Genomic DNA, 21,806 nt, shown 5'->3' with positions numbered 1-21,806 from the left:
TAAACCAAGGTAATTAGGAACGTAATGAAGAAAACATTCACGCTAAATCACGAGAAAATCAAATACCCTCGTATGGTTGATGCTGCAAAGCACGAAGTGAAAAAATATTTGAAAAGAGAGCGTAATAAAACGCTACCTGAAGATGCTGACTATTGGGCATTTGACTGTAAGTTTGGTAACACAGCTGAAGATGCGCAAGTTGTGCACGTTGCTGAATTAAGTAACCAAATTGGCGAAATTGAAAAGCAAGGTTTGACCTCTTTCTACGTAGAGATTTTAGCTCGACCTGCTCAACGTCAGCAATTAGATTTAGATGATGACGAATAATACTTAACTAAATTAAGTATTCAAAGTTATAAAATGAGTCCAAGTGGCTCATTTTTTGTTTTTATGCAGTAAAGATTTACTAAAAAGTATTTTTATTAGTAACCAATAAGTAGAACCCCTCTTAATTAACATTTGCATAACAAGATGTGGTGCTATAGGCTGTTTTTAATTAAAAAAACAAAACATTTTACTATGCCAATAAATTACTCTGACCATCAATTAAAACTAAGTTTAAAGAATTCTAAAGTACTTATAGTTGACGATCAGTTATTAAGCTTAATCGTATTAAAAAAAATATTATCTGAGCATTTTAGTGTAACAACAACGAGCTATGGTGAGGATGCGATTGAAATTTGTAAACATAATCCGCCAGATATAATACTACTCGATATTAATATGGAAGGAATGAGTGGTATTGATACATGTTTAAAATTAAAAAATAATACTAAAACACAAGATATCCCCGTTATTTTTGTTACATCCTTTGAAAACGAAGAAGAAGAGTGCTGGGAAGCAGGGGCTGTAGATTTTATAAAGAAACCAACTAACTCGGAAACTTTATATAGAAGAGTGCGCGCCCATATCACGATGAAACTTCAACATGACTTACTCAATCAAAAAGTATTTCTAGATGATTTAACAAAGGTATTCAATCGTCGTTATTTTGATGCGCATTTTTCTAAAATGGAACGAAGCGCCTTACGAGAAAAAGTTGACTATGCACTATTACTCATCGATATAGATTACTTTAAGCAATACAATGATATCTATGGTCATGTGCAGGGGGATACGGTGTTAAACCTAGTAGCACAAACTATTACTAATAGTTTGCAAAGGCCAACCGATTTTGTTGCGCGTTATGGCGGCGAAGAGTTTGTAGTTGTTCTACCGCATACAAGCACTGAAGGTGCAATTTGTGTTGCTGATAAAATTAAACAAAATGTGGCCGATTTAGGAATATTACACAAATATTCAGAATATGATTTTGTGACTATTAGTATTGGCGGTGCAACCCTACAACCATACGTAAATAACAAAAACACGTTGCAGATCGCAGATGAAAAAATGTATGAGTCTAAAATGCAAGGGCGTAACAAAGTGTGTTTTTAAGTTTAGTTAGCTAATAAATTGCTCTGCCGCTTAAAAACACCTTTTAGGCGATAAATATTAAATAAGATTATTTATTACATGCTATGACATTTTTTGTACTTTTTATTGCTACCGCATGGGCAGTTATCATTTCTGCCCACTTTAATATCTTCAACAGGATATATAGTGCCATCTAAATAACGCCATTGAGTGTTTTCTTTAATAAACTGCGATTTTTCATGAAGCTCACAAAATAAGTTTTGATAAAAATATTGGGCTTTAAATTCTACCGTTCCAGTATCGCCATCATGGCTTGAGTCAATTAAATCAAGATTTATAAATCGACAGCTGTTAGCAAAATCATTGATTTCTTTAACCGGATTCTCAGCTTGTTTTTCTTTTGCGTAGGTTTGATAAACATATTTTGCATTTTTAATAACATAAGCGCTGAATCGTGAGCGCATAAGCTGTTCAGGAGTGTCAGCTTGCTTTACAGATAAGTGAAGCGGCTCGCAGCAATCGGCATAATTGTGCCCACTGCTGCAAAAACATAATGTGGTATTGAGTGAAGTCATAATAATAATACAGAATCTAAAACATTAGTTTAACAAGCTTATTGAGCGAGTGGTATCTCTGTTGTTTGAGCGTTTTTAGTAAAACAGTATAGTTTTGTATTTGTTTTACTTAAATCGAACGATAGATTTGTAAGTAGTTGGTTATTAACTATATCGGTCCAGGTAATCACAGCTGCAAAGTTTCCATTATGTAACGCAGAATTTAATACATACTCTAGATTTACTAGGTGCTTCTGTCTAATAACAAGTAATTTACTTGTATCAATAGAGCATGAGTCAAGTAAAGCTTTGCTCGGTACATGATCTGGCGCAATTAATAACGTCCATGCATTAGAGCTATTGTATTGGTGTAATACTTTTAAAAGCTCAAAGGTCGCTGAAATTTCATCTTCAATTTGGATCAAATTTACGCAATCGCTTTGCTCGTCTTGTTGGTAACTTTTAACTGTTCGCACGGTAATAGGCTGTAACATAATTTCACTCACTGGGTTTTTATACAGTATTCATATACAGTAGTTTATACAGTGCTTTCGTGCAAGCATTTTATGCTATTTATTTGTACAGTTATTCAGCCTTTGATCATTGTTTTTTATTTTTAAATCTATAATTCATTATTAATCAACTTGTTATAGGCTTGTTTTTGAGAAGGTTGTTTTAAAATAAATTTTTGAGTAGTGTCTTCATTTGTGGGTTTTATACTGTGTAGGAGTATCTTTGTAACTATATACAGTATTTTTCAACACTGTATACAGTACTTATAACTTAGTTGGTTTATGTGTTTTCACTCGTGCGAGGGATCATATGAGAAAACTGGAGTTGGTGAATTTGTTCGTACAAACTTGCTGCATAACATTGAGCATCTTTAAATCGCTTAGTTTCGATATGTTTGCGTATATCTGTAACCGCTGCAGTGGCAGGTGCATACCCTTGGCTACTCGCTAAGCTCAACCACGCTACAGCATGAAATACACTTTGTGGCACGCCTTCACCTTTTACAAAAAATAAACCTAAATAAAACTGTGCTCTATGGTTTCCTGCCATTGCAGCAAGGCGCATCCATTTTGCAGCCAATGGAGCTTGATTATTTTTTAAATAATATAGGGCTTTATTAATAGTACTTTGCTCATCTTTTTTATTATCAATGGGCGCGGGGCTGCTTTCTGGTTGAGTAACAAAACCTAAAATGTTGTCTAGCTGTTGCTCTAAGTCTTGCTCACAAGGTGTTGTTTTAAGCATATTGGTTCATTTATTATTTTAACTACTTTAACAGTTTAGTATATAGCAAGGTAAAATGTCCTGTAAAAGATAATTTTTATGTTAAAATCTCGCCACTTTTTACTATCACAAGTTTATTATGTTTGAAGCCTTATTTAAACTCAGCGAAAATAATTCAACAGTTAAACGCGAATGCGTTGCTGGCCTAACTACCTTTATTACTATGGTATACATTGTATTTGTAAACCCGGCTATGCTTGCTGAGGCAGGGATGGACCAAGGGGCTGCATTTGTAGCTACCTGTATAGCAGCTGCGATAGGCTGTTTTATAATGGGTTTATGGGCTAATTATCCATTAGCATTAGCGCCTGGCATGGGACTAAATGCTTTTTTTACGTATGGCGTCGTATTAGGAATGGGTTATACCTGGCAAGCCGCATTAGGGGCTGTTTTTATGTCGGGTTGTATATTTTTATTTTTAAGCTTATTTAAAGTCAGAGAATGGATTATTAATGCCATACCTCTGGTGCTCAAGCGAGCTATCGCAACAGGTATTGGTGCTTTTTTAGCCTTAATTGCCCTTAAAAATGCAGGCATTATTGTCTCAAGCCCAGCAACACTAGTGCAATTGGGCGACATTACTTCCCCAGGCCCATTATTAGCTATATTAAGCTTTTTTGTAATTGCAGCGCTTTTATACCGCGATTTTAAAAGCGGTGTACTTATTAGTATTTTATTAGTGACAGGCATTGCACTAAGTTTAGGGCTTGTTGAATATCACGGTGTTATGGCTATGCCACCATCAATAATGCCTACTTTTATGCAACTAGATTTTGCCGCCGCTTTTGATATATCAATGATGAGTGTTATTTTTGCATTCTTGTTTGTCGATCTTTTTGATACTTCGGGTACATTAGTTGCGGTCACTCAAAAAGCTGGTTTAGCTGATGAAAAAGGTAACATGCCTCGTTTAGGGCGTGCACTAAGTGCTGACAGCTCTGCAACAATTGCAGGTGCGATGCTAGGCACGTCTACGACTACATCGTATATAGAATCGGTTGCTGGTGTTTCTGTTGGCGGACGTACTGGTTTAACGGCTGTAGTTGTAGGTATTTGCTTTTTACTAATGATGTTTTTTGCACCGCTTGCACAAATGGTACCGGCCTATGCTACGGCAGGTGCTATTTTATATGTCGCTGTACTGATGCTACAAAATTTAAAGTTTGTAAATTGGGATGATATGACCGATGCAATTCCTGTTACTGTGGTATTACTAATGACACCATTAACGTTTTCGATTGCGCACGGTATTGCACTTGGCTTTATATCTTATACAGCGGTAAAAGTATTGTGTGGTAAGCAAGATCAAATCAGTATTAGTGTTTGGATATTGACAGCCTTGTTTGTTTTCAAGTTTGCATTTTTGTCTTAATAACTAAGAAAGAGACAAAAAAGCCTGCATAAATTTATTTTGTGCAGGCTTTTTTAATACTTTTATAAAAGAATTACCATTTCTTTTTAGGCGCAAACAATATATCTAAGTCGTCTTGCTCTTCTTCTGTTTTCTTTTTAAGTGCGCTTGCATTAGAAGCTCTTAGTTCAACACTAATTGCTTCTAAGTAACCTTCAACTTCTTGGCGTTTTGTTGTTACATATTCATCGGTGTATGTAACTGCATTGAGCGTTGCCTGTGCTTTTTCAAAATACTGTCTTGCTGAGCCAACCATACTTGCTGAGCGGGCAGATAAGCCACGTTTTATTTGGCTTTCGATATTAATACGCAGTTGTAGTTTTTCAAGACGTTTATCTTCTAAAACAAAAACTTGGCTATCAATACGACCTTTATTATGTTCAGAGCGTAAAATTGAGCGTAATTTTTTAATACCTTGAATTAGGCCAACAAGCTGTTTGTCATTATTGGGTAACGTTAGGGCTTCACTGCTGTTGTCTAGAACTGCATTGGTGAGGTGCGTTTTAGCCTCACCTAAGCGGCTTTTGAGTGCTTTGGATGTTGGCGAACTAGTAACCATCGTGTTTAATGCTTCGTAAATACGGCGTTGCAATACACGGATTATATTTTCAGAAAGAGGTATATTGGCACTATTCATTAGTGCTTCTTCAGTTTCTTCTATTATAGCTTTTTGTTTTGTTAGCTCTTTGCGTCGTTCCGCTTCTTGTTTTTCTTTGTGTTGTTGTACAGCACTTACCCAAAGTGCAATCACAATCAATGCAACTATAAGCACTATTATAATAGAAACGATCATGGTGTAATTCTCGGATATATAACCTAATTATTTAATCTTACATTAAATATACGTTAACAGGGTAGCTTTGCGCCGATTAACTTAAAAAATACACCAAAAAATTGATAGGTTGAGCTCTTTATAAACCGTAGTCACCCTAAGGGCTTATAAACTAAAGCTGAATAAACATCGCTACCTGAAACATATTTATTATGCTAGCCTTGAGCTCTAATCAGATAATTGCACACCTAAAGACCTAAAGTGATATTTTACGCAAATAACACTTGGTTTTAAGCGGTATTGCCTTTATAAATAATATGAATAATAACGTTAAAATTTGCAGCCATGAAATTACAACAACTCAGATACATCGTAGAAGTACAAAATCATAAATTAAATGTTTCAGCGACTGCTGAGAGTTTATTTACCTCGCAGCCAGGAATTTCTAAACAAGTACGCATGTTAGAAGATGAGTTGGGTGTACAAATTTTTGGTCGCAGTGGTAAACATTTAACGCATGTAACCGGTGCTGGCGAAGATATAATTAATATTTCTCGTGAAATACTCTCCAAAGTAGAAGGTATTAAAGCCGTTGCTAATGAGCATACGCTACCTGATCAAGGTAAGTTAAATATTGCCACAACACATACCCAAGCCCGTTATGCTTTGCCTAACGTTATTCAAGGGTTTATGAAAAAATACCCTGCGGTATCGCTTCATATGCACCAAGGTACTCCACAGCAAATATCAGATGCTGCAGCACGCGGTGATGCCGACTTTGCTATTGCAACAGAAGCACTGCATTTGTATTCAGATTTAGTTATGTTGCCTTGTTATCATTGGAACCGCAGTATTGTTGTTGCTAAAGACCATCCTCTCGCTAAAAAGGCAAATAGTTTAACTGTTGCTGACATTGCCCAATATCCACTTATTACATATGTATTTGGTTTTACGGGCCGCTCAGAGTTAGATAAAGCGTTTAGCGCACACGGACTTGAGCCACACATTGTATTTACTGCAACCGATGCTGATGTTATAAAAACATACGTACGACTGGGTTTAGGAGTTGGTGTTGTCGCTTCAATGGCGATAGATCAAGTGAGCGATACCGATTTAGTGTGTATTGATGCAAGCCACTTATTTGAAGCAAGCACGACCAAAATTGGTTTTAGAAAGGGCAGCTTTTTACGTACTTACATGTATGATTTTATTGAACGTTTTGCACCGCACTTAACTAAAGAGCGCGTAGAGCGAGCAAGTTTAATGCGTAACCAAGACGATGTAGATAAATTATTTGCAGATATAGAGTTACCGGTTAAATAAGGTGATTACATTGAACGAACAATAAAAAAGCTGCCTATTTTAAATAGGCAGCTTTTTCTTTTTATAGCGAGCTGATTAACATTCGATAATATTAACTGCTAATCCACCGCGAGCGGTTTCTTTGTATTTGGTTTTCATATCGTTGCCGGTTTCAAGCATGGTTTTAATCACTTTATCAAGTGATACCTTTTGCTCGCCACTGCCACGAATAGCTAAACGTGAGGCATTAATTGCTTTAATCGCGCCCATTGCATTACGTTCAATGCACGGTACTTGTACTAAGCCACCAACAGGGTCGCACGTGAGGCCTAAATTATGTTCCATACCAATTTCTGCTGCGTTCTCTACTTGCACAACATTGCCACCAACAATTTCTGTTAATGCGCCTGCAGCCATAGAGCACGCAACGCCAACTTCACCTTGGCAACCTACTTCAGCACCCGATATAGAGGCATTCTTTTTATATAAAATACCAATAGCAGCAGCCGTTAATAAATAACGTGTGGCTATATCGCGGTCTACTTCTTTCACAAATGTGTGATAGTACATAAGCACAGCCGGTAAAATACCCGCAGCACCATTAGTTGGTGCGGTAACTACACGGCCACCTGCCGCATTTTCTTCGTTTACGGCAAGGGCAAATAAATCAACCCAATCCATTGCACGAAGTGGGTCGTTACTGACCTCTATATTTAGTTTTAAGTATAGGCTTGGCGCACGGCGCTTTACTTTTAAGCCGCCAGGTAAAATACCTTCGGTACGCATACCACGCTCAATACAGGCCATCATTACTTTCCAAATATGAAACAGCGTGTCTTTTATTTCATCTTCAGTGCGCAGTGTTTTTTCGTTCTTCATCATCAAGCTTGAAACACTAAGCCCTGACTCTTTACACATCTCTAGTAGCTCTTTTGCGCTACTGAAAGGGAAAGGAGCTGGGTTTTCTTCTCTAATATCAAGGGCTGCTTGTTTTTCGTTTTCAAACTCTTCATCAGTAACAATAAAGCCACCGCCAATAGAGTAATATACTTTGCTGTAAACTTTTTCGCCGTTGTTTGAGGCGATAATTTCCATTGCATTAGAGTGCTTAGGCAGCGTTTTGCGACGATGAAAAACAATAGCGCCTTGTTTTGGAAACTTAGCTTTGTGTGTTTTGTTTAAATAAATAACCTGATCTTGTTCGATAGTGGCTAAAATGTCGTCGACTAAATCGGCATCTATAGTTTCAGGGTCATAACCGGCTAAACCAAGAATTACGGCTTTACCCGAGCCATGGCCAACACCTGTTTGTCCCAAAGAGCCATAAAGCTCTACTTTAATATCGGTAACATTTGCTAATAATTGTTGTTCTTGTAGGTCATTAACAAATAAGCGTGATGCGCGCATTGGGCCAACGGTGTGTGATGACGAAGGGCCAATACCAATGCTAAACATATCAAATGCACTGATCATAATGTGTGTCTCTACTTTGTTTTATCAGCTCGAAGCTGCTCTTTGAACGGTCGAGCATGATAACGTGGAATTGTGATTGTGTAACTACTAATAACGAAGATTTAAACTGGTAAGGCGAGTTGTTTTGTAAAGTTTTTTATAATGTTTGCCGTCGCACCCCAAAGTAAACCATGCGGCGTTTTAAAACCTTGCAAAATAACCGTTTTCCCAAATCGTTGAAAAGGTAAGGGTTGCCAGTTAGCTTCGTTATTTAATTCAGTGACCGAGAGCAAAAAGCTCGCTTGTACTTCATTATAGTCATTTTCCCAGGTGGTGTCTTTTTTGAGTAAACCTACATAGGGGCTAATACTAAAACCCGTTAAGGTTGAATACTCAGGTAAGTGACCTAATACATTAACGTTGTTTTGGGCAATATTTAGCTCTTCTTTTAGTTCGCGAAGGGCTGTGGTGCGAAGGGTAATGTCGCTTACTTCAAACTTGCCTCCGGGCAAACAAATCTCCCCAGGGTGATGGTGTAAATAAGTAGGGCGTTTACACAGTAAAATATGTGCATGATTATCTATATCAATAATTGGCAGCATAACAGCGCTAGCACGTTTTTTACGCGTGTCTTTTAACTGGTTTGGCGCAGCTGTAGGGCTTAACAGAAACCGCGCCATAATGTGTTCACTATTCAAAGCGACCTACTGTTTTAATAAAGGGAGGATTTTATTTACTTTATCGTAAGTTTCTTGATATTCCAATTCGACTTTAGAATCAGCGACTATTCCGCCACCTGCCCAGCAGTAAATTTGCGCTTTGTGGCACACCAAGGTGCGAATAGTGATACTGGTGTCCATGTTTCCACACGCACTTAAATAACCAATTGAACCACAATAAATGCTGCGGCGATGTGGTTCTAATTCTTCAATTATTTCCATTGCTCTAATTTTGGGCGCACCGGTGATTGAGCCTCCCGGAAAAGCCGCTTTTAGCTGATCGACGGCTGTTTTACCTTCATCAAGTTCAGAGGTTACCGTGCTTACTAAATGATGCACTGCCGGAAAGCTTTCAATAGCAAAAAGAGAAGGGACGTGAACGCTGCCAGGTTTTGCCACTTTGCCTAAGTCGTTACGCAGTAAATCAACAATCATTACGTTTTCAGCGCGATCTTTAGCTGATGCTGCGAGTATTTGGGCTTGGCGTTGATCCTCCAGCGCATCCGCTTTTCGCGGCAGTGTGCCTTTAATAGGTTTGGTTTCTACAACGTTATTATTTACAGATATAAAGCGCTCAGGGGAAATTGATAAAATTGCCCCTTGAGGGTGATTTATAAAGCTCGAAAATGGCGCTTTATTTGCCTCACGCAGTTTAATATAAGCCGCCCAAGGGGAGCCTTCAAACTGAGCGTTAAAGCGCTGCGCTAAATTAATTTGGTAACAATCGCCACTTTTTAGATACTCCTCAATTTGGGCAAACTTTGCAGCGTATTCCGTTTCGCTCATATTTGATTGCCAGTCGCTGTTTAGGGCAAAGGACTGCGTATTAACTTGGGAGTTAGCGTGTGTATTTAAGTATTGCTCATAAAGCGCTAATCGATCGGTGTTTGGCTGCGATACATAAAACCAGCTTTGTTGCTGCTTGTCGTAAATAAGGGCATCTAAGTAAAGGCCAATAGCCATTTGGGGAAGATTAATATCTTCAATAGCACGAGTGGGGATGTTTTCAATTGTACGCCCTAAGTCGTAGCCAAAGTAGCCAAGCCAGCCGCCGTTAAAGGGTAAATCGTAATCGGCTTTTGTTTTAGCAAGATGCGAAAGCTCATTATTCATAATTTCAAAGCAGTTATCACTACTTTCTATATTATTTAAAAAGCTTTTATTATTTTTTACTTCAAGGGTACTTTGCGGCTCAATAGCAACAATATCAAAACGACTGTTTATATGATTACTATTTGCAGAATCTAATAGAATTGCATAAGGCAAATGTGAAAAATGCGCAAAAACGTCAATGCAGTTTTGTGTTATGCCTAATTTAATACAATTTTTTTTATTGTTTAGCATTTACTGCCCCTTTAAGAACTGGCTCGAAACGGGCTGGGAGGGTATCATAAGTCAAATTTTTTGGCAGCACTAAGCTGCAAAAAACAGTGCAAACCACCGTCACCGGTTTGATTTAGATTACGCGACAACGCGTAACGGTAACTTAAGGAACCACTATGAGTACAATTTGTCAGCAAGACTTTATTGATAGCATTGAAGATGCATTGCAATATATTTCGTTCTATCACCCACTTGATTTTGTTCAAGCACTCGAAAAAGCGTACAACAAAGAACAAAGTAAAGCGGCTAAAGACGCCATTGCACAAATTTTAATTAACTCACGCATGTCGGCTGAAGGCAAGCGTCCACTTTGCCAAGACACCGGTATTATTACCTGTTTTGTTAAAGTAGGTATGGATGTTAAGTGGGATAAAACAGATTTAACCGTTCAACAAATGGTTGATGAAGGTACTCGTCGTGCATATTTAAATCCAGATAACCCTTTACGTGCATCTATTGTTGCAGACCCTGCTGGCACACGTAAAAACACTAAAGATAATACGCCTTCGGTTGTGCATATTGATTTAGTAGCGGGTGGAAAAGTAGAAGTAATGGTTGCGGCTAAAGGCGGCGGCTCTGAAAACAAAAGTAAAATGGTTATGTTAAACCCGTCAGATGATGTTGCTGCATGGGTAGAAAAAACACTACCAACAATGGGTGCTGGTTGGTGTCCGCCAGGCATGCTAGGTATAGGTATTGGTGGTACGGCTGAAAAAGCAGCAGTAATGGCTAAAGAGTCGTTAATGGATCCGGTTGATATCCATGAATTAATGGAACGCGGCGCAGAGACAACTGAAGAAAAACTGCGTTTAGAAATTTTTGACCGTGCTAATAAATTAGGTATTGGCGCACAAGGCTTAGGCGGTTTAACAACGGTTGTTGATGTTAAAATTAAAACGGCACCAACGCATGCCGCTTCAAAACCTGTAGTAATGATCCCAAATTGTGCGGCAACTCGCCATGTACATTTTACGCTTGACGGTTCTGGCCCTGCTAATTTAAAAGCACCTAAACTAGAAGATTGGCCACAAGTAATATTTGAAGTAGGCGAAGGCACACGTCGTGTTGATTTAAATACACTGACTAAAAAAGATGTTCAAGAATGGAAAATGGGTGAAACCGTTTTACTTTCGGGTACTATTTTAACAGGTCGTGATGCAGCGCATAAACGTTTGCAAGATATGATCAACTCAGGTGAAGGTTTACCTGAGGGCGTAGACTTTGATAATAAATTTATTTATTACGTAGGCCCTGTGGATGCGGTACGCGATGAAGCAGTAGGTCCTGCTGGCCCTACAACAGCCACTCGCATGGATAAATTTACCGATATGATGCTAGAAAAAACAGGCATTGTAGGCATGATTGGTAAAGCTGAACGTGGCCCTGCAACGGTTGAATCTATTAAAGAGCATAAATCTGTTTATTTGATGGCTGTAGGCGGCGCAGCTTACTTAGTATCTAAAGCGATTAAAAAAGCGCGTGTTGTAGCTTTTGAAGATTTAGGTATGGAAGCTATTTACGAATTTGAAGTAGAAGATATGCCAGTGACTGTTGCAGTAGACAGTGAAGGCGCCAATGCGCATACACAAGGCCCTGCTATCTGGAAAGCTAAAATTGAAGAGCTTGATAGCAAGCTAAAATAACGTACGTTTTGTATTTTTAAAAAGCGAGCCTAGTGCTCGCTTTTTTGTTTTTTAAATAGAGTTATTAGCAAGTTTACAGCTCTGACCAGTTTGCGAAAAAGCTTACTTTTTACTGGAAACCTATAGGCAGCGGTACGTAGCGGCCAGGTAGCACTTGTATATTAAACTTTACATACAACAATTGTATTACGTTCACATAAACGTAAGTCGGTGTGGTTCTTATATTTATAGTATTTAAAACTTAAAAATGACGGTTTTGTAAATTTTTTATCTATATAAAAGTTATAATTAGGTTATTTAATTTAAGCTTAATGTTTTCATTGGTTTTATCATCTGTGAGTATAGCGAACACGTATATGAAGTGATAAAGTCTCGGCAATTTCCAGCGCGCATACCCTCTCACGGGTTAACTATTTCGGAGTATTTTAAGTGGCTGTGTTTAATCGAGTTGAATTTGATAACCATGAACAAGTGGTTTTTTGTTCTGATGAAGAGTCGGGTTTAAAAGCAATTATTGCTGTACATAATACCAACCTAGGTCCTGCAGTTGGCGGATGTAGAATGTGGGATTATGCAAACGACGAAGATGCTGTTTATGACGTGCTACGTTTATCAAAGGGCATGACTTATAAAAATGCAGTTGCGCGCTTACCCTTTGGTGGCGGTAAATCTGTAATTATAGGTAATGCGAAAGAAATTAAATCTGAGCAATTATTCCGTGCATTTGGTCGTCAATTAGAGCGATTAAATGGCAGCTATTACTCAGCAGAAGATGTAAACATCACATGTGCTGATGTAGCTATTATGAATAAAGAAACTAATTACGTACTGGGCCTTGAAGGTAAAAGCGGTAACCCATCGCCATTTACAGCATACGGTACTTTTTTAGGAATTAAAGCAGCGCTAGAGCATCAACGTGGCCATCAATATTTTGCAGGTGTGAAAGTGGCTGTGCAAGGTCTAGGTGCTGTTGCTTATGGTTTATGTAAACATTTACATGATGCGGGCGCTGAGTTGTTTGTAACTGATATTAACCAAGCCGCGATTGATCGTGTAGTAAGTGATTTTGGCGCAACTGCGGTTGGCATTGATGACATTTACGACTTAGATGTTGATGTTTATGCACCGTGTGCACTAGGCGCAACTATTAACGATTTAACTATACCGCGTTTAAAAGCGACTATTATTGCAGGCTGTGCTAATAATCAGCTGGCAGAATCTCGCCATGGTGAAGTTATTCGTGAAAAAGGCATTTTATATGCACCAGATTACGTAATTAACGCCGGTGGTATTATTAATGTTTATTACGAAACAGCGCCAGATGGTTACAGTGCAGCAGCGTCTAATAAACATGTTGAAGGTATTTTTAATACGTTAACTGAAATCTTTGCCCGTAGCGAAAAAGAGCAAAAATCAACGCATTTAATTGCTGACGAATTAGCGCAAGAGATCATTAAAAACGGTCTGTGATCTAAGTTCTAATTTATATAAGGGTGTGCAATTGCACACCTTTTGTTTATCTGTAAGTTAATGCAATTGTTACTGAACAGCGGTACACTTTATTTTTAATTTTGTGCGGCAAATTATGACTCCCTCAACTTCTCTCATGCAGCCTATCGATTTAGATAATTGGCCTAGAAAGCAACACTTTGAATTATTTAAACACTTTTCTCAGCCTTATTTTAATGTGTGTGTGCATTTAGATGCTCAAGCACTTTACGACTATTGCAAAACCAATCAATTTTCTTTTTTTCAAGCATATGTATATTGCACCTTAAAAGCGTGCCATGAGTACGATTCAATAATGCTACGTATAATAGATAGTAAGCCATGGCTACTTAACAGTGTTCGCGCAAGTGTGGTTGAGTTGTCTGAAAACGATACGTTTGTTTTTAGTTATTTTAACAGCGCAAGCGATTTTAAAGAGTTTGCAAATCATGCAAGTGACGTAAGCAAAAAAGCGAAATTACAGCCGTTATTTTCTGATGCATTTGCTCAAACAGAAGGGCAGGCCGACTTAATTCATATATCTGTTTTGCCGTGGCTGAATTTTAGTGCGTTTTCGCATGCATTTAGTGAAGGGGAGAGTTTAGGCATTCCTAAATTTGTATTTGGTCAGTTTGATAAACACACAGGTACAATACCTTTAGCTATCGATGTACACCACTCATTAATGGATGGTTTGCACGTAGCGAAATTTATAAACACATTGCAGGGTACATTTGACTCCTTTTGCAAAAATTAACTTTAAACACGTCATTTAACGGCAGTGCAAGCAGTAATTAACCTGAACTCTGGATAATAAATCTATCTCAAGCAGCTATTTTTAGCGCTAACTGCGTTGAATTTACTTGCAATAGGCCCGCTATTGACGCGTAAATTCGCCTTGTTTTCACTAAAAATCTCTGGCTAGAGAAAATAAATTTAAATATCACCATGATCCAATACATTAGTAAATCTCTTAACCAAAGTTCAGGTTAAGTATTCTATAAGCAATGCGATGTGAATTACTTTATATTCAAATACATAACCTTATATGCTTGAAAAGCACGTGTGCTGGACATATTTATATACCATACCTTAGCTCAGCTCAGGAAATCCCCATGATAAATGGACTGTTAATTGTTGTTTTAATTCTTTTTGTGGTGATTTTCTGGCGTTGGCCATCAATTCAAAACCGATTATGGCGCAGTAAATATAAAGACTTTGCTTTAAATTCGCAGCAAAAAGATATTTTACTGCGTTGCATGCCCATCTATAAAAAAATGACCGACGCTGACAGAGAAAAGTTAGAGCGACACATAACGTGGTTTTTAAACGAAAAACGCTTCGTTGGTTGTGATGGCTTAAGGCTAACGTCTGCAATGAAGTTAATTGTTGCCGCCGATGCGTGTGTATTAGTGCTTAATAAACCGTGGCCGTTATATAGAAATGTAAAAGAAATTTTATTATACCCCAGTGCTTATTATGCTCCGCAATCAACTCGCGATAGTGCAGGACTTGTGAGTTACCATAATACGGTAAGACTAGGCGAGTCATGGCCTGGCGGCACACTAGTACTCAGTTGGCATGACGTGCTTGAAGGTAACCGCTTGCCAAGTGATGGACATAATTTAGTTTTTCATGAGTTTGCGCATCAACTCGATCAAGAAACAGGTAAAACAACGGGCACACCCATTTTAAAAAGCTCAGCAGATTACAAAGAGTGGAGCCGAGTATTTAGCCGTGCTTTCACCCAGTTAAAAAGCCATGTTGCTTATAGCATGCCACACGTTATTCACAGCTATGGCGCAACTAATGAAGCTGAGTTTTTTGCTGTACTCACCGAAACCTTCCTCGAAAAACCCGCAGAGCTTCGCCGATACGATCCTGAAATTTATAGTATGCTAGTTAATTACTATCAATTTGACCCTATTGTTTGGCATTAAACCTACATAAACCGCGCTTTATCATATAACGCTGGCAAGTTGCGTTTGTTTTTGTTGCAATCATGTGAAATAGTTTTTACTGCAACAATAACAAGCGAGAAACGCATGAAAAAAATGCTTCATACAGTATTGGCGCTGTCGGTGTCATTAGCGATAGGGCAGGTAAATGCCGCTGAAAAAGACGAACAAAAATGGCAAGTAGATTCACCAAAAGGGCAATTTGTTGACGCTGCAATTAGCGTTGAGCAAGGCACATGGATGAATATAGATATTAGCCCTGATGGTAAAACTGTGGTGTTTGACTTACTTGGCGATATTTACACTATGCCAATGAGTGGTGGTACAGCTACAAAGCTCACCTCTGATATTGCATGGCAAATGCAACCACGCTTTAGTCCTAACGGCAAAAGTATTGCGTTTACCTCCGACCAAGGTGGCGGCGATAACATTTGGATAATGGACTTAAATGGCGAAAATCAACACGCTGTTACCGATGAAACCTTTAGGTTATTAAATAGTCCTGCATGGAGTCCTGATGGCGACTACTTAGTTGCGCGTAAACACTTTACAGCTAGCCGCTCATTGGGAGCAGGTGAAGTGTGGTTGTATCACAAAGCGGGTGGCAAGGGCGTACAGCTTACAAAACGCGAGAACGATCAAAAAGATTTAGGTGAGCCAATGTTTTCACCGGATGGTCGTTATGTATACTTTTCGCATGATGCAACACCCGGTAAAACCTTTCATTATTCAAAAGATTCTGTAGCGGGTATTTATAAAATTAAGCGCTACGACCGTGAAACGGGTGAAATTGAAACCATAATCGATACGATGGGCGGTGCTATTAGGCCTACACCGTCACCTGATGGAAAAAAACTGGCGTATATAAAGCGTGATGATTTTCAAACTAGTCTTTATTTATATGACTTAACCAGCGGTGAGCACACTAAGCTTTACGATAAGCTTGAGCGAGATATGCAAGAAACATGGGCTATTCATGGTGTATACCCAACTATTGCATGGACACCCGATAATGAAGAACTGGTATTTTGGGCTGGTGGCACAATTCACAAGCTAGATGTTGCAGACAGATCTGTTAAAACCATTCCTTTTAAAGTGCAAACAAGTAAAAAAATTCAAAAAGCGGTGCGCTTTACACAAAACTTAGATACTGATGAGTTTGATGTAAAAATGCTGCGTAATGTGCAAGTAAGCCCAGATGGCGAAACGGCAATTTTTGAAGCGCTTGGGCATATTTATAAACGTGATTTAGAGTCGGGTAAAATTAAGCGTTTAACAAAGCAAACTGATCATTACGAATTATTTCCACAGTACTCTCGCGATGGTAAAAAAATAGTTTACACCACATGGGATGATAACAAACAAGGGTCTGTAAGAGTGGTGTCTGCGCGCAGTGGCCGTGGCGATACAATAACTAAAGAGCCTGGTAAATATGTAGAGCCAACGTTTAGCCCAGATGGTAAAACGGTTGTTTATCGAAAAGCTACTGGCGGCAATATTTTAAACCCTAAGTGGTCACTTAATCCGGGGGTTTATAGCGTAAGCGCTAAAGGCGGTAAAAGTGAACTTATTTCAAAAAGTGGTTATCAACCACAATTTGGAGATGCAAGCGATCGCGTTTTTATAATGAGTCCTTGGCCAAAACCAACGCTTAGCGTAGTTGAGCTTGAAAGTAAAAAAGTTCGCAAACTGTACGAGTCAGAACATGCGACAGAATTTAGAGTATCACCAGATGGGCAATACCTCGCTTTTGCTGAGCGATTTAAAGTATTTGTAACGCCGTTTGTTCAAAGTGGTAAAACAATTAATATTGGGCCTAAAGACAGTCAATTCCCAATAGAGCAGTTATCGGTACGTGCTGGTGAAAACATTAGCTGGAGTGCTAAGAGCAACAAACTTTACTGGACATTAGGGCCTGAGCTTTATCATGCAAGCCTTGAAGGGATGTTTGCCATTAACAAAGCTGAGGATGCCGACTTTAAAGTGAAAAGTGGCGATAATATCGGTTTCAGTAAAAAAATGGCAGAGCCTAAAGGCATGATTGCGCTCACTGGTGCAAAAATTATTACTATGGATGGCGAAAAGGTTATTGAAAATGGTGTAATTATCACTGATGGCAAGCATATTAAAGCAATTGGTACAGCAAGCGATATAAGCATCCCTAAAGGTGCTGAGGTTATTGATGTAACAGGTAAAACTATTATGCCTGGTATTGTTGATGCTCATGCACATGGCTCGCAAGCAAGCGGTGAAATTATACCTGAGCAAAACTGGAAAAACTTTGCAGGTTTAGCGCTGGGTGTAACTACAATTCACGATCCATCAAATGATACCTCAGAAATATTTACCGCAAGCGAAATGCAAAAGGCAGGCATGATTGTTGGCCCGCGTATTTTCTCAACGGGTACTATTTTATATGGCGCAAATATGCCAGGTTATACGTCGCATATTGACTCGTTAGACGATGCTAAATTTCATTTAGAGCGCCTTAAAAAAGTAGGGGCGTTTAGTGTTAAATCGTATAACCAGCCACGCCGAGAGCAGCGCCAACAAGTTATTGAAGCAGGTCGGATGCTTGAAATGATGGTTGTCCCTGAAGGCGGCTCATTATTACAACATAACTTAAGTATGATTATAGATGGACACACAGGTATTGAGCATTCAATCCCTGTAGAGCACATATATGACGATATAAAGCAGTTATGGTCGCAAAGTGATGTAGGTTACACACCAACACTTGTAGTGGCTTATGGTGGCATTTGGGGTGAGAACTACTGGTACGATAAAACTGATGTGTGGAATCATCCACGTTTAAGTAAATTTGTGCCTAAAAATCAATTATTACCACGCTCTATGCGCCGCATTAAAGCGCCCGATCATCACTATAATCACTTTAATAACGCACGCGTTGCTGCTGAGCTGCAAGACCTAGGTGTATTAGTTAACTTAGGTGCTCACGGTCAGCGTGAAGGCTTAGGTGCACACTGGGAGATGTGGATGTTTGCACAGGGCGGAATGACACCGCTTGAGGCAATACGTGCATCAACACTCGATCCGGCTAAGTATTTAGGACTTGATAAAAACGTAGGCTCGCTTGAAGTGGGCAAGCTGGCTGATTTAATGGTTATAGATGGCGATCCGCTTAAAAATATTCGAGATTCGGATAAAGTAGATTACACCATGATCAATGGTCGACTATTCAATGCAGAGACAATGAATGAAGTGGGTAAAAAAGAACGCGAACCACTTTATTTTGAAGAACTGTAATTTATTTTAAACTTTTTAAAGCGGCTACATAACCGCTTTTTTTAGCCTTACCCAATTTATAAAGCTTTATATTTTTGGCAAATAACGGATATAAAAAAACCGCTTAACGCGGTTTCTTTTAAAAATCATAAATGTTGATTAAACAACACCGCGCGGTAAGCGACAGTCATGATCTTTACGAGCTAAAATTACAATCCAAAGTTCTTCCGCTGTGTAACCTTCTTCATTTTCGGTAACAACAGTGAATGGCGCTTTTTTCTGTGCTTTAACAGGAGCAGCTGCTTTTGGTTTTTTCGTTTTAGTTGTTTTACCAGAGTTTAATTTTTTAGTAAGCTCTGCTACGTCAGCTAGGCGTAAATTTTTACCGCCATCAATGCTGTACCAACCAGGTTTGGTTGTGATTTCAGGTTTTTTACCATTGGCAGTTTCGTACGCTGCTTCAAAGGCAGATAACACTTCTGTTTTGTCTAGTTTGCTCATCAGAGACCCTATACGTTGTGAACACAGATAAAGAAGAGGTATTTATACCTATTTTAAAACAGTTTTTCAATTTTTTGCGATTTTCCTTCCATTTTAGGCCTATAAACGCCAAAATTTGCACAAAATTCAGTGCTAAGTAAGGTAAGTTGTATGCAACGTAGAGAATTTAACCAACTCCTAAATGACATTTTGAAACCTCATTTAATAAAAGATTTTTGCCCAAATGGCTTACAGGTCGAAGGTAAAAACGAAATTAAAAAAATTGTGACGGGTGTAACCGCAAGTCAAGCTTTAATAGAAGCTGCCATTGAGCAACAAGCAGATGCTATTTTGGTTCATCATGGTTTTTTTTGGAAAGGGGAATCTCAACCAATAACGGGTATGAAAAAGTGTCGCATAGGCGCACTACTAGCAAACGATATTAATTTATTCGGCTATCACTTACCACTCGATATTCATCCAGCAGTTGGCAATAACGCACAACTTGCAAAGTTATTAGATATTGAAATTGAAACAGGGCTAGAGCCAACTTCAAATAGCGTAGCAATGAAAGGGCGTTTAAAAACACCATTAAGTGGTGAAGATTTTGCAGATAAAATTGCAAAAGTGCTTAATCGAACCCCGCTCACAAGCTTAGTACGCTCAGCTAAAATAGAAACCATTGCACTGTGTACTGGTGGTGGGCAAGGATATATTGACTTAGCAGCAGAGCAAGGCATTGATGCTTATTTAACGGGTGAAGCATCGGAGCAGACAATTCATAGTTCTCGTGAGCAAAACATTGATTTTTTTGCAGCCGGGCATCATGCAACAGAGCGCTATGGTGTAAAAGCACTAGGTGAGTTACTTGCTCAAGAGCATGGTTTTGATGTGACATTTATAGACATAGATAACCCAGTTTAATTAGGCTATATAAGTTACAGCGCCTCTGGATCTATCCAGCGGCGCAAACTTATCCATATATTTCCTACTACTTCGTGACTGTATTGCGTAACCACAAGTAAGGCATGAGCATTGGGAATAAACTGCTTGCTCCATGGAAGTGCAGCAAAATTATGATAATCAGTGGCTGCGGTTATGACTTCAATACCTTGAGCATTAAATAAGTCTTTGGCACGGGGCATGTGCAGTACAGATGTTACTAGTGCAACTTTAAAGTCGACTAATTTTGATGCCAGTAATTTAGCTTCTTCACCTGTGTCCATTGCTTTTGGATTTTGGAAAATACGGCTCTTATTAACGCCTAAACTAATTGCCGTTTGATACATAAGCCCGCTATTAGTGGTATTTTTATAACCCCCGCCTGAAACTATAAGCTCTGCGTTAGGGTAGTGCTTTGCCAGTTTTACACCTTCTACCAAGCGCGTTAGCGCACAATTACCTAATTGATTATTAGCACTGAGTGCAGGATTTGGGTTTATATCGCAACCTAGTACAACTATTTTGTCTATTTTTGGATGCTTTAGAGTATTAAACGCAAGCGACGCAGGTTCATTATTTTGGATAATTAAATTGGCGATAAAGGGTGTGCTCAATGCAAGTAATACAATTAAGCTTAAAGTAGACAAGAAGAGAGCTGATTTGCGGCCTTTAAGTGCCAGTAGGAGCAGGCATGCAAATAAACCAAATAGAGGCAGTGGCATAAGTAAACCACCAATCATTTTTTTAATAACAAACATAAGAGTTAAACGCTGTAGAGTTAATTACAGCGATATTACTTATTATATTGATGATTATCGACCGTTATTTAGCTTACAGGTATTTAAAAAGTGACGATAAACAGGGTTATCTTTCATGTCTTTTTTCATCGCTAAATACATAGGGCGAGTAAGACCAAGAGCGCCCAAAGGAATTGATTTAATTAAGCCTTGGCTTTCATAAGGTGTAACTAGCCAATCAGGTAAAGCGGCAACGCCCATTCCAGCACTTACTAGTTGAAAAATAAGTAGTCCTTGGTCAACCGTTTTTAATGTACCGTCAAAACGAGCATTCTGAATGAAATGCTTAAATATATCTTGGCGTTCACGCGGTATAGGGTATGAAATAATAGTTTCGTTTTTTAAATCAAGCGCTGTTACATACGCTTTTTTAGCAAGTTCATGATCCGGCGCCACAATAAGCTTCAATTTAAAATCAAATAAGTGCGCGTATTCTAATATGTCGGGTTCGCGTATGTCAGACGTTAAAACTAAATCGAGCTCATCGCTTAGTAAGTCAGGAATAGCGTCGTAACTAAAGCCACGTTCATAATCAATTTTTATATCAGGCCAAAAGTTATTAAATTCTTTAATAGTAGGTAATAACCAATGAAAACATGCATGGCATTCCACACTTAAACGCAGTTGAGAAATAGGCTGGTTTAAGCTTTCTTTTAAACGACATTTAGTCGCTTCCATTTTTGGCAATATTTCGTGAGCTAATTCAAGTAATAGCATTCCTTGAGGGGTAAAGCGGACTGGTTGAGTTTTACGCTCAAATAATTGGCAATCCAATTTATTCTCTAAATCTTTGATTTGATGAGATAAAGCAGATTGTGTCAAAAATAACTCTCGTGCTGTATTAACCAAAGATCCTGTTTCTTTTAGGGTTGCTATGGTTTTTAAATGTTTAATACCAATCATCTTTAAAAATTCTCATGGGAAAAGTGAGTTCAGCTCAGATTAAT

Annotated in this window: 20 protein-coding genes; 10 read left to right on the top strand and 10 right to left on the bottom strand. The window is 38.6% G+C overall.

All coding sequences use genetic code 11. The annotated features are described in order from the left end of the window. Positions 1-24 precede the first annotated feature (24 nt). On the top strand, positions 25-327 hold the full coding sequence (locus I6F10_RS04760) for a DUF6172 family protein (RefSeq protein WP_002961433.1): 303 nt from the start codon (positions 25-27) through the stop codon (positions 325-327). Positions 328-519: 192 nt separating this feature from the next. Beyond that, on the top strand, positions 520-1,437 hold the full coding sequence (locus tag I6F10_RS04755) for a GGDEF domain-containing response regulator (protein ID WP_197098515.1): 918 nt from the start codon (positions 520-522) through the stop codon (positions 1,435-1,437). Between the two features lie 74 nt (positions 1,438-1,511). Here the strand turns inward: I6F10_RS04755 and I6F10_RS04750 are convergent, their stop codons facing one another. The 3 genes from I6F10_RS04750 to I6F10_RS04740 all read right to left on the bottom strand — a co-directional run bounded on the left by I6F10_RS04750 (position 1,512) and on the right by I6F10_RS04740 (position 3,227). Next, the gene (locus I6F10_RS04750) at positions 1,512-1,991 is read right to left on the bottom strand and encodes a YchJ family protein (protein WP_024595938.1); all 480 of its coding nucleotides are present in this window, start codon (positions 1,989-1,991) and stop codon (positions 1,512-1,514) included. 38 nt (positions 1,992-2,029) lie between these two features. Then, positions 2,030-2,464, bottom strand: a complete 435-nt coding sequence (locus tag I6F10_RS04745) for a SulA-like leucine-rich domain-containing protein (protein WP_002961428.1) — start codon at positions 2,462-2,464, stop codon at positions 2,030-2,032. 298 nt (positions 2,465-2,762) lie between these two features. Continuing rightward, positions 2,763-3,227 carry a tetratricopeptide repeat protein gene (locus I6F10_RS04740; protein WP_002961427.1) on the bottom strand — a complete coding sequence of 155 codons (465 nt, stop codon included), beginning with the start codon at positions 3,225-3,227 and terminating at the stop codon, positions 2,763-2,765. 118 nt (positions 3,228-3,345) lie between these two features. Here I6F10_RS04740 and I6F10_RS04735 point away from each other — a divergent pair, with 118 nt between their 5' ends. Continuing rightward, the gene (locus tag I6F10_RS04735; RefSeq protein ID WP_002961426.1) at positions 3,346-4,638 is read left to right on the top strand and encodes an NCS2 family permease; all 1,293 of its coding nucleotides are present in this window, start codon (positions 3,346-3,348) and stop codon (positions 4,636-4,638) included. Positions 4,639-4,711: 73 nt separating this feature from the next. Here the strand turns inward: I6F10_RS04735 and I6F10_RS04730 are convergent, their stop codons facing one another. After that, positions 4,712-5,470 carry a hypothetical protein gene (locus I6F10_RS04730; protein ID WP_024606544.1) on the bottom strand — a complete coding sequence of 253 codons (759 nt, stop codon included), beginning with the start codon at positions 5,468-5,470 and terminating at the stop codon, positions 4,712-4,714. 324 nt (positions 5,471-5,794) lie between these two features. On the opposite strand from I6F10_RS04730, the gene cysB reads away from it, so the two are divergent. Continuing rightward, entirely contained in the window at positions 5,795-6,772 is a 978-nt protein-coding gene (gene cysB, locus I6F10_RS04725) for an HTH-type transcriptional regulator CysB (RefSeq protein WP_024606543.1), read from the top strand. Positions 6,773-6,847: 75 nt separating this feature from the next. On the opposite strand, the gene I6F10_RS04720 is transcribed toward cysB, so the two are convergent. The 3 genes from I6F10_RS04720 to pabB form a co-directional block, all read right to left on the bottom strand. Beyond that, entirely contained in the window at positions 6,848-8,224 is a 1,377-nt protein-coding gene (locus I6F10_RS04720) for an L-serine ammonia-lyase (protein ID WP_024606542.1), read from the bottom strand. Positions 8,225-8,325: 101 nt separating this feature from the next. Next, positions 8,326-8,901, bottom strand: coding sequence for an NUDIX hydrolase (locus tag I6F10_RS04715; RefSeq protein WP_182196901.1), 576 nt, complete (start codon positions 8,899-8,901; stop codon positions 8,326-8,328). A gap of 6 nt (positions 8,902-8,907) precedes the next feature. Beyond that, positions 8,908-10,266, bottom strand: coding sequence for an aminodeoxychorismate synthase component I (pabB, locus tag I6F10_RS04710; protein WP_024594771.1), 1,359 nt, complete (start codon positions 10,264-10,266; stop codon positions 8,908-8,910). Between the two features lie 155 nt (positions 10,267-10,421). On the opposite strand from pabB, the gene I6F10_RS04705 reads away from it, so the two are divergent. The 5 genes from I6F10_RS04705 (at position 10,422) to I6F10_RS04685 (ending at position 18,661) form a co-directional block, all read left to right on the top strand. Beyond that, positions 10,422-11,948, top strand: a complete 1,527-nt coding sequence (locus tag I6F10_RS04705) for a fumarate hydratase (protein WP_197098514.1) — start codon at positions 10,422-10,424, stop codon at positions 11,946-11,948. Between the two features lie 429 nt (positions 11,949-12,377). Continuing rightward, complete coding sequence (locus tag I6F10_RS04700; RefSeq protein WP_197098513.1) at positions 12,378-13,418, top strand: Leu/Phe/Val dehydrogenase; 1,041 nt, start codon at positions 12,378-12,380, stop codon at positions 13,416-13,418. A gap of 136 nt (positions 13,419-13,554) precedes the next feature. Beyond that, positions 13,555-14,193 carry a CatA-like O-acetyltransferase gene (locus tag I6F10_RS04695; protein WP_197098566.1) on the top strand — a complete coding sequence of 213 codons (639 nt, stop codon included), beginning with the start codon at positions 13,555-13,557 and terminating at the stop codon, positions 14,191-14,193. Positions 14,194-14,551: 358 nt separating this feature from the next. After that, on the top strand, positions 14,552-15,376 hold the full coding sequence (locus I6F10_RS04690) for a M90 family metallopeptidase (protein WP_197098512.1): 825 nt from the start codon (positions 14,552-14,554) through the stop codon (positions 15,374-15,376). Positions 15,377-15,481: 105 nt separating this feature from the next. Further along, complete coding sequence (locus I6F10_RS04685) at positions 15,482-18,661, top strand: amidohydrolase family protein (RefSeq protein ID WP_197098511.1); 3,180 nt, start codon at positions 15,482-15,484, stop codon at positions 18,659-18,661. Positions 18,662-18,799: 138 nt separating this feature from the next. Here the strand turns inward: I6F10_RS04685 and I6F10_RS04680 are convergent, their stop codons facing one another. Beyond that, entirely contained in the window at positions 18,800-19,141 is a 342-nt protein-coding gene (locus I6F10_RS04680) for a hypothetical protein (protein ID WP_002961684.1), read from the bottom strand. A 150-nt stretch (positions 19,142-19,291) separates the two neighbouring features. Between I6F10_RS04680 and I6F10_RS04675 the strand changes: the two genes are divergently transcribed. Then, positions 19,292-20,044: a Nif3-like dinuclear metal center hexameric protein gene (locus I6F10_RS04675; RefSeq protein WP_197098510.1), complete on the top strand. Its 753-nt coding sequence runs from the start codon at positions 19,292-19,294 to the stop codon at positions 20,042-20,044. 14 nt (positions 20,045-20,058) lie between these two features. Here I6F10_RS04675 and I6F10_RS04670 read toward each other — a convergent pair whose 3' ends face one another. Next, positions 20,059-20,820 (bottom strand): YdcF family protein, encoded by a 762-nt coding sequence (locus I6F10_RS04670; protein ID WP_197098509.1) that lies wholly within the window; start codon positions 20,818-20,820, stop codon positions 20,059-20,061. 54 nt (positions 20,821-20,874) lie between these two features. Further along, on the bottom strand, positions 20,875-21,762 hold the full coding sequence (locus I6F10_RS04665; RefSeq protein ID WP_024606531.1) for a LysR family transcriptional regulator: 888 nt from the start codon (positions 21,760-21,762) through the stop codon (positions 20,875-20,877). Positions 21,763-21,806: the final 44 nt, after the last annotated feature.

The organism is Pseudoalteromonas sp. SWYJZ98 (assembly GCF_015864495.1).
GTDB lineage: Bacteria > Pseudomonadota > Gammaproteobacteria > Enterobacterales > Alteromonadaceae > Pseudoalteromonas > Pseudoalteromonas distincta.
Note: the sequence above shows the minus strand (reverse complement) of the source record. Positions and strands in the feature narration are given on the sequence as shown.

What these genes read in the sequence shown, in the direction of transcription:
- I6F10_RS04690 (WP_197098512.1), top strand. Translation starts at nt 14,552, where the DNA reads ATGATAAATGGACTGTTAATTGTTGTTTTAATTCTTTTTGTGGTGATT.
- I6F10_RS04720 (WP_024606542.1), bottom strand. Translation starts at nt 8,224, where the DNA reads ATGATCAGTGCATTTGATATGTTTAGCATTGGTATTGGCCCTTCGTCA.
- I6F10_RS04685 (WP_197098511.1), top strand. Translation starts at nt 15,482, where the DNA reads ATGAAAAAAATGCTTCATACAGTATTGGCGCTGTCGGTGTCATTAGCG.
- I6F10_RS04695 (WP_197098566.1), top strand. Translation starts at nt 13,555, where the DNA reads ATGCAGCCTATCGATTTAGATAATTGGCCTAGAAAGCAACACTTTGAA.
- I6F10_RS04750 (WP_024595938.1), bottom strand. Translation starts at nt 1,991, where the DNA reads ATGACTTCACTCAATACCACATTATGTTTTTGCAGCAGTGGGCACAAT.
- I6F10_RS04680 (WP_002961684.1), bottom strand. Translation starts at nt 19,141, where the DNA reads ATGAGCAAACTAGACAAAACAGAAGTGTTATCTGCCTTTGAAGCAGCG.
- I6F10_RS04705 (WP_197098514.1), top strand. Translation starts at nt 10,422, where the DNA reads ATGAGTACAATTTGTCAGCAAGACTTTATTGATAGCATTGAAGATGCA.
- I6F10_RS04740 (WP_002961427.1), bottom strand. Translation starts at nt 3,227, where the DNA reads ATGCTTAAAACAACACCTTGTGAGCAAGACTTAGAGCAACAGCTAGAC.
- I6F10_RS04730 (WP_024606544.1), bottom strand. Translation starts at nt 5,470, where the DNA reads ATGATCGTTTCTATTATAATAGTGCTTATAGTTGCATTGATTGTGATT.
- I6F10_RS04755 (WP_197098515.1), top strand. Translation starts at nt 520, where the DNA reads ATGCCAATAAATTACTCTGACCATCAATTAAAACTAAGTTTAAAGAAT.
- I6F10_RS04735 (WP_002961426.1), top strand. Translation starts at nt 3,346, where the DNA reads ATGTTTGAAGCCTTATTTAAACTCAGCGAAAATAATTCAACAGTTAAA.
- I6F10_RS04760 (WP_002961433.1), top strand. Translation starts at nt 25, where the DNA reads ATGAAGAAAACATTCACGCTAAATCACGAGAAAATCAAATACCCTCGT.
- I6F10_RS04745 (WP_002961428.1), bottom strand. Translation starts at nt 2,464, where the DNA reads ATGTTACAGCCTATTACCGTGCGAACAGTTAAAAGTTACCAACAAGAC.
- I6F10_RS04665 (WP_024606531.1), bottom strand. Translation starts at nt 21,762, where the DNA reads ATGATTGGTATTAAACATTTAAAAACCATAGCAACCCTAAAAGAAACA.
- I6F10_RS04675 (WP_197098510.1), top strand. Translation starts at nt 19,292, where the DNA reads ATGCAACGTAGAGAATTTAACCAACTCCTAAATGACATTTTGAAACCT.
- pabB (WP_024594771.1), bottom strand. Translation starts at nt 10,266, where the DNA reads ATGCTAAACAATAAAAAAAATTGTATTAAATTAGGCATAACACAAAAC.
- I6F10_RS04670 (WP_197098509.1), bottom strand. Translation starts at nt 20,820, where the DNA reads ATGTTTGTTATTAAAAAAATGATTGGTGGTTTACTTATGCCACTGCCT.
- cysB (WP_024606543.1), top strand. Translation starts at nt 5,795, where the DNA reads ATGAAATTACAACAACTCAGATACATCGTAGAAGTACAAAATCATAAA.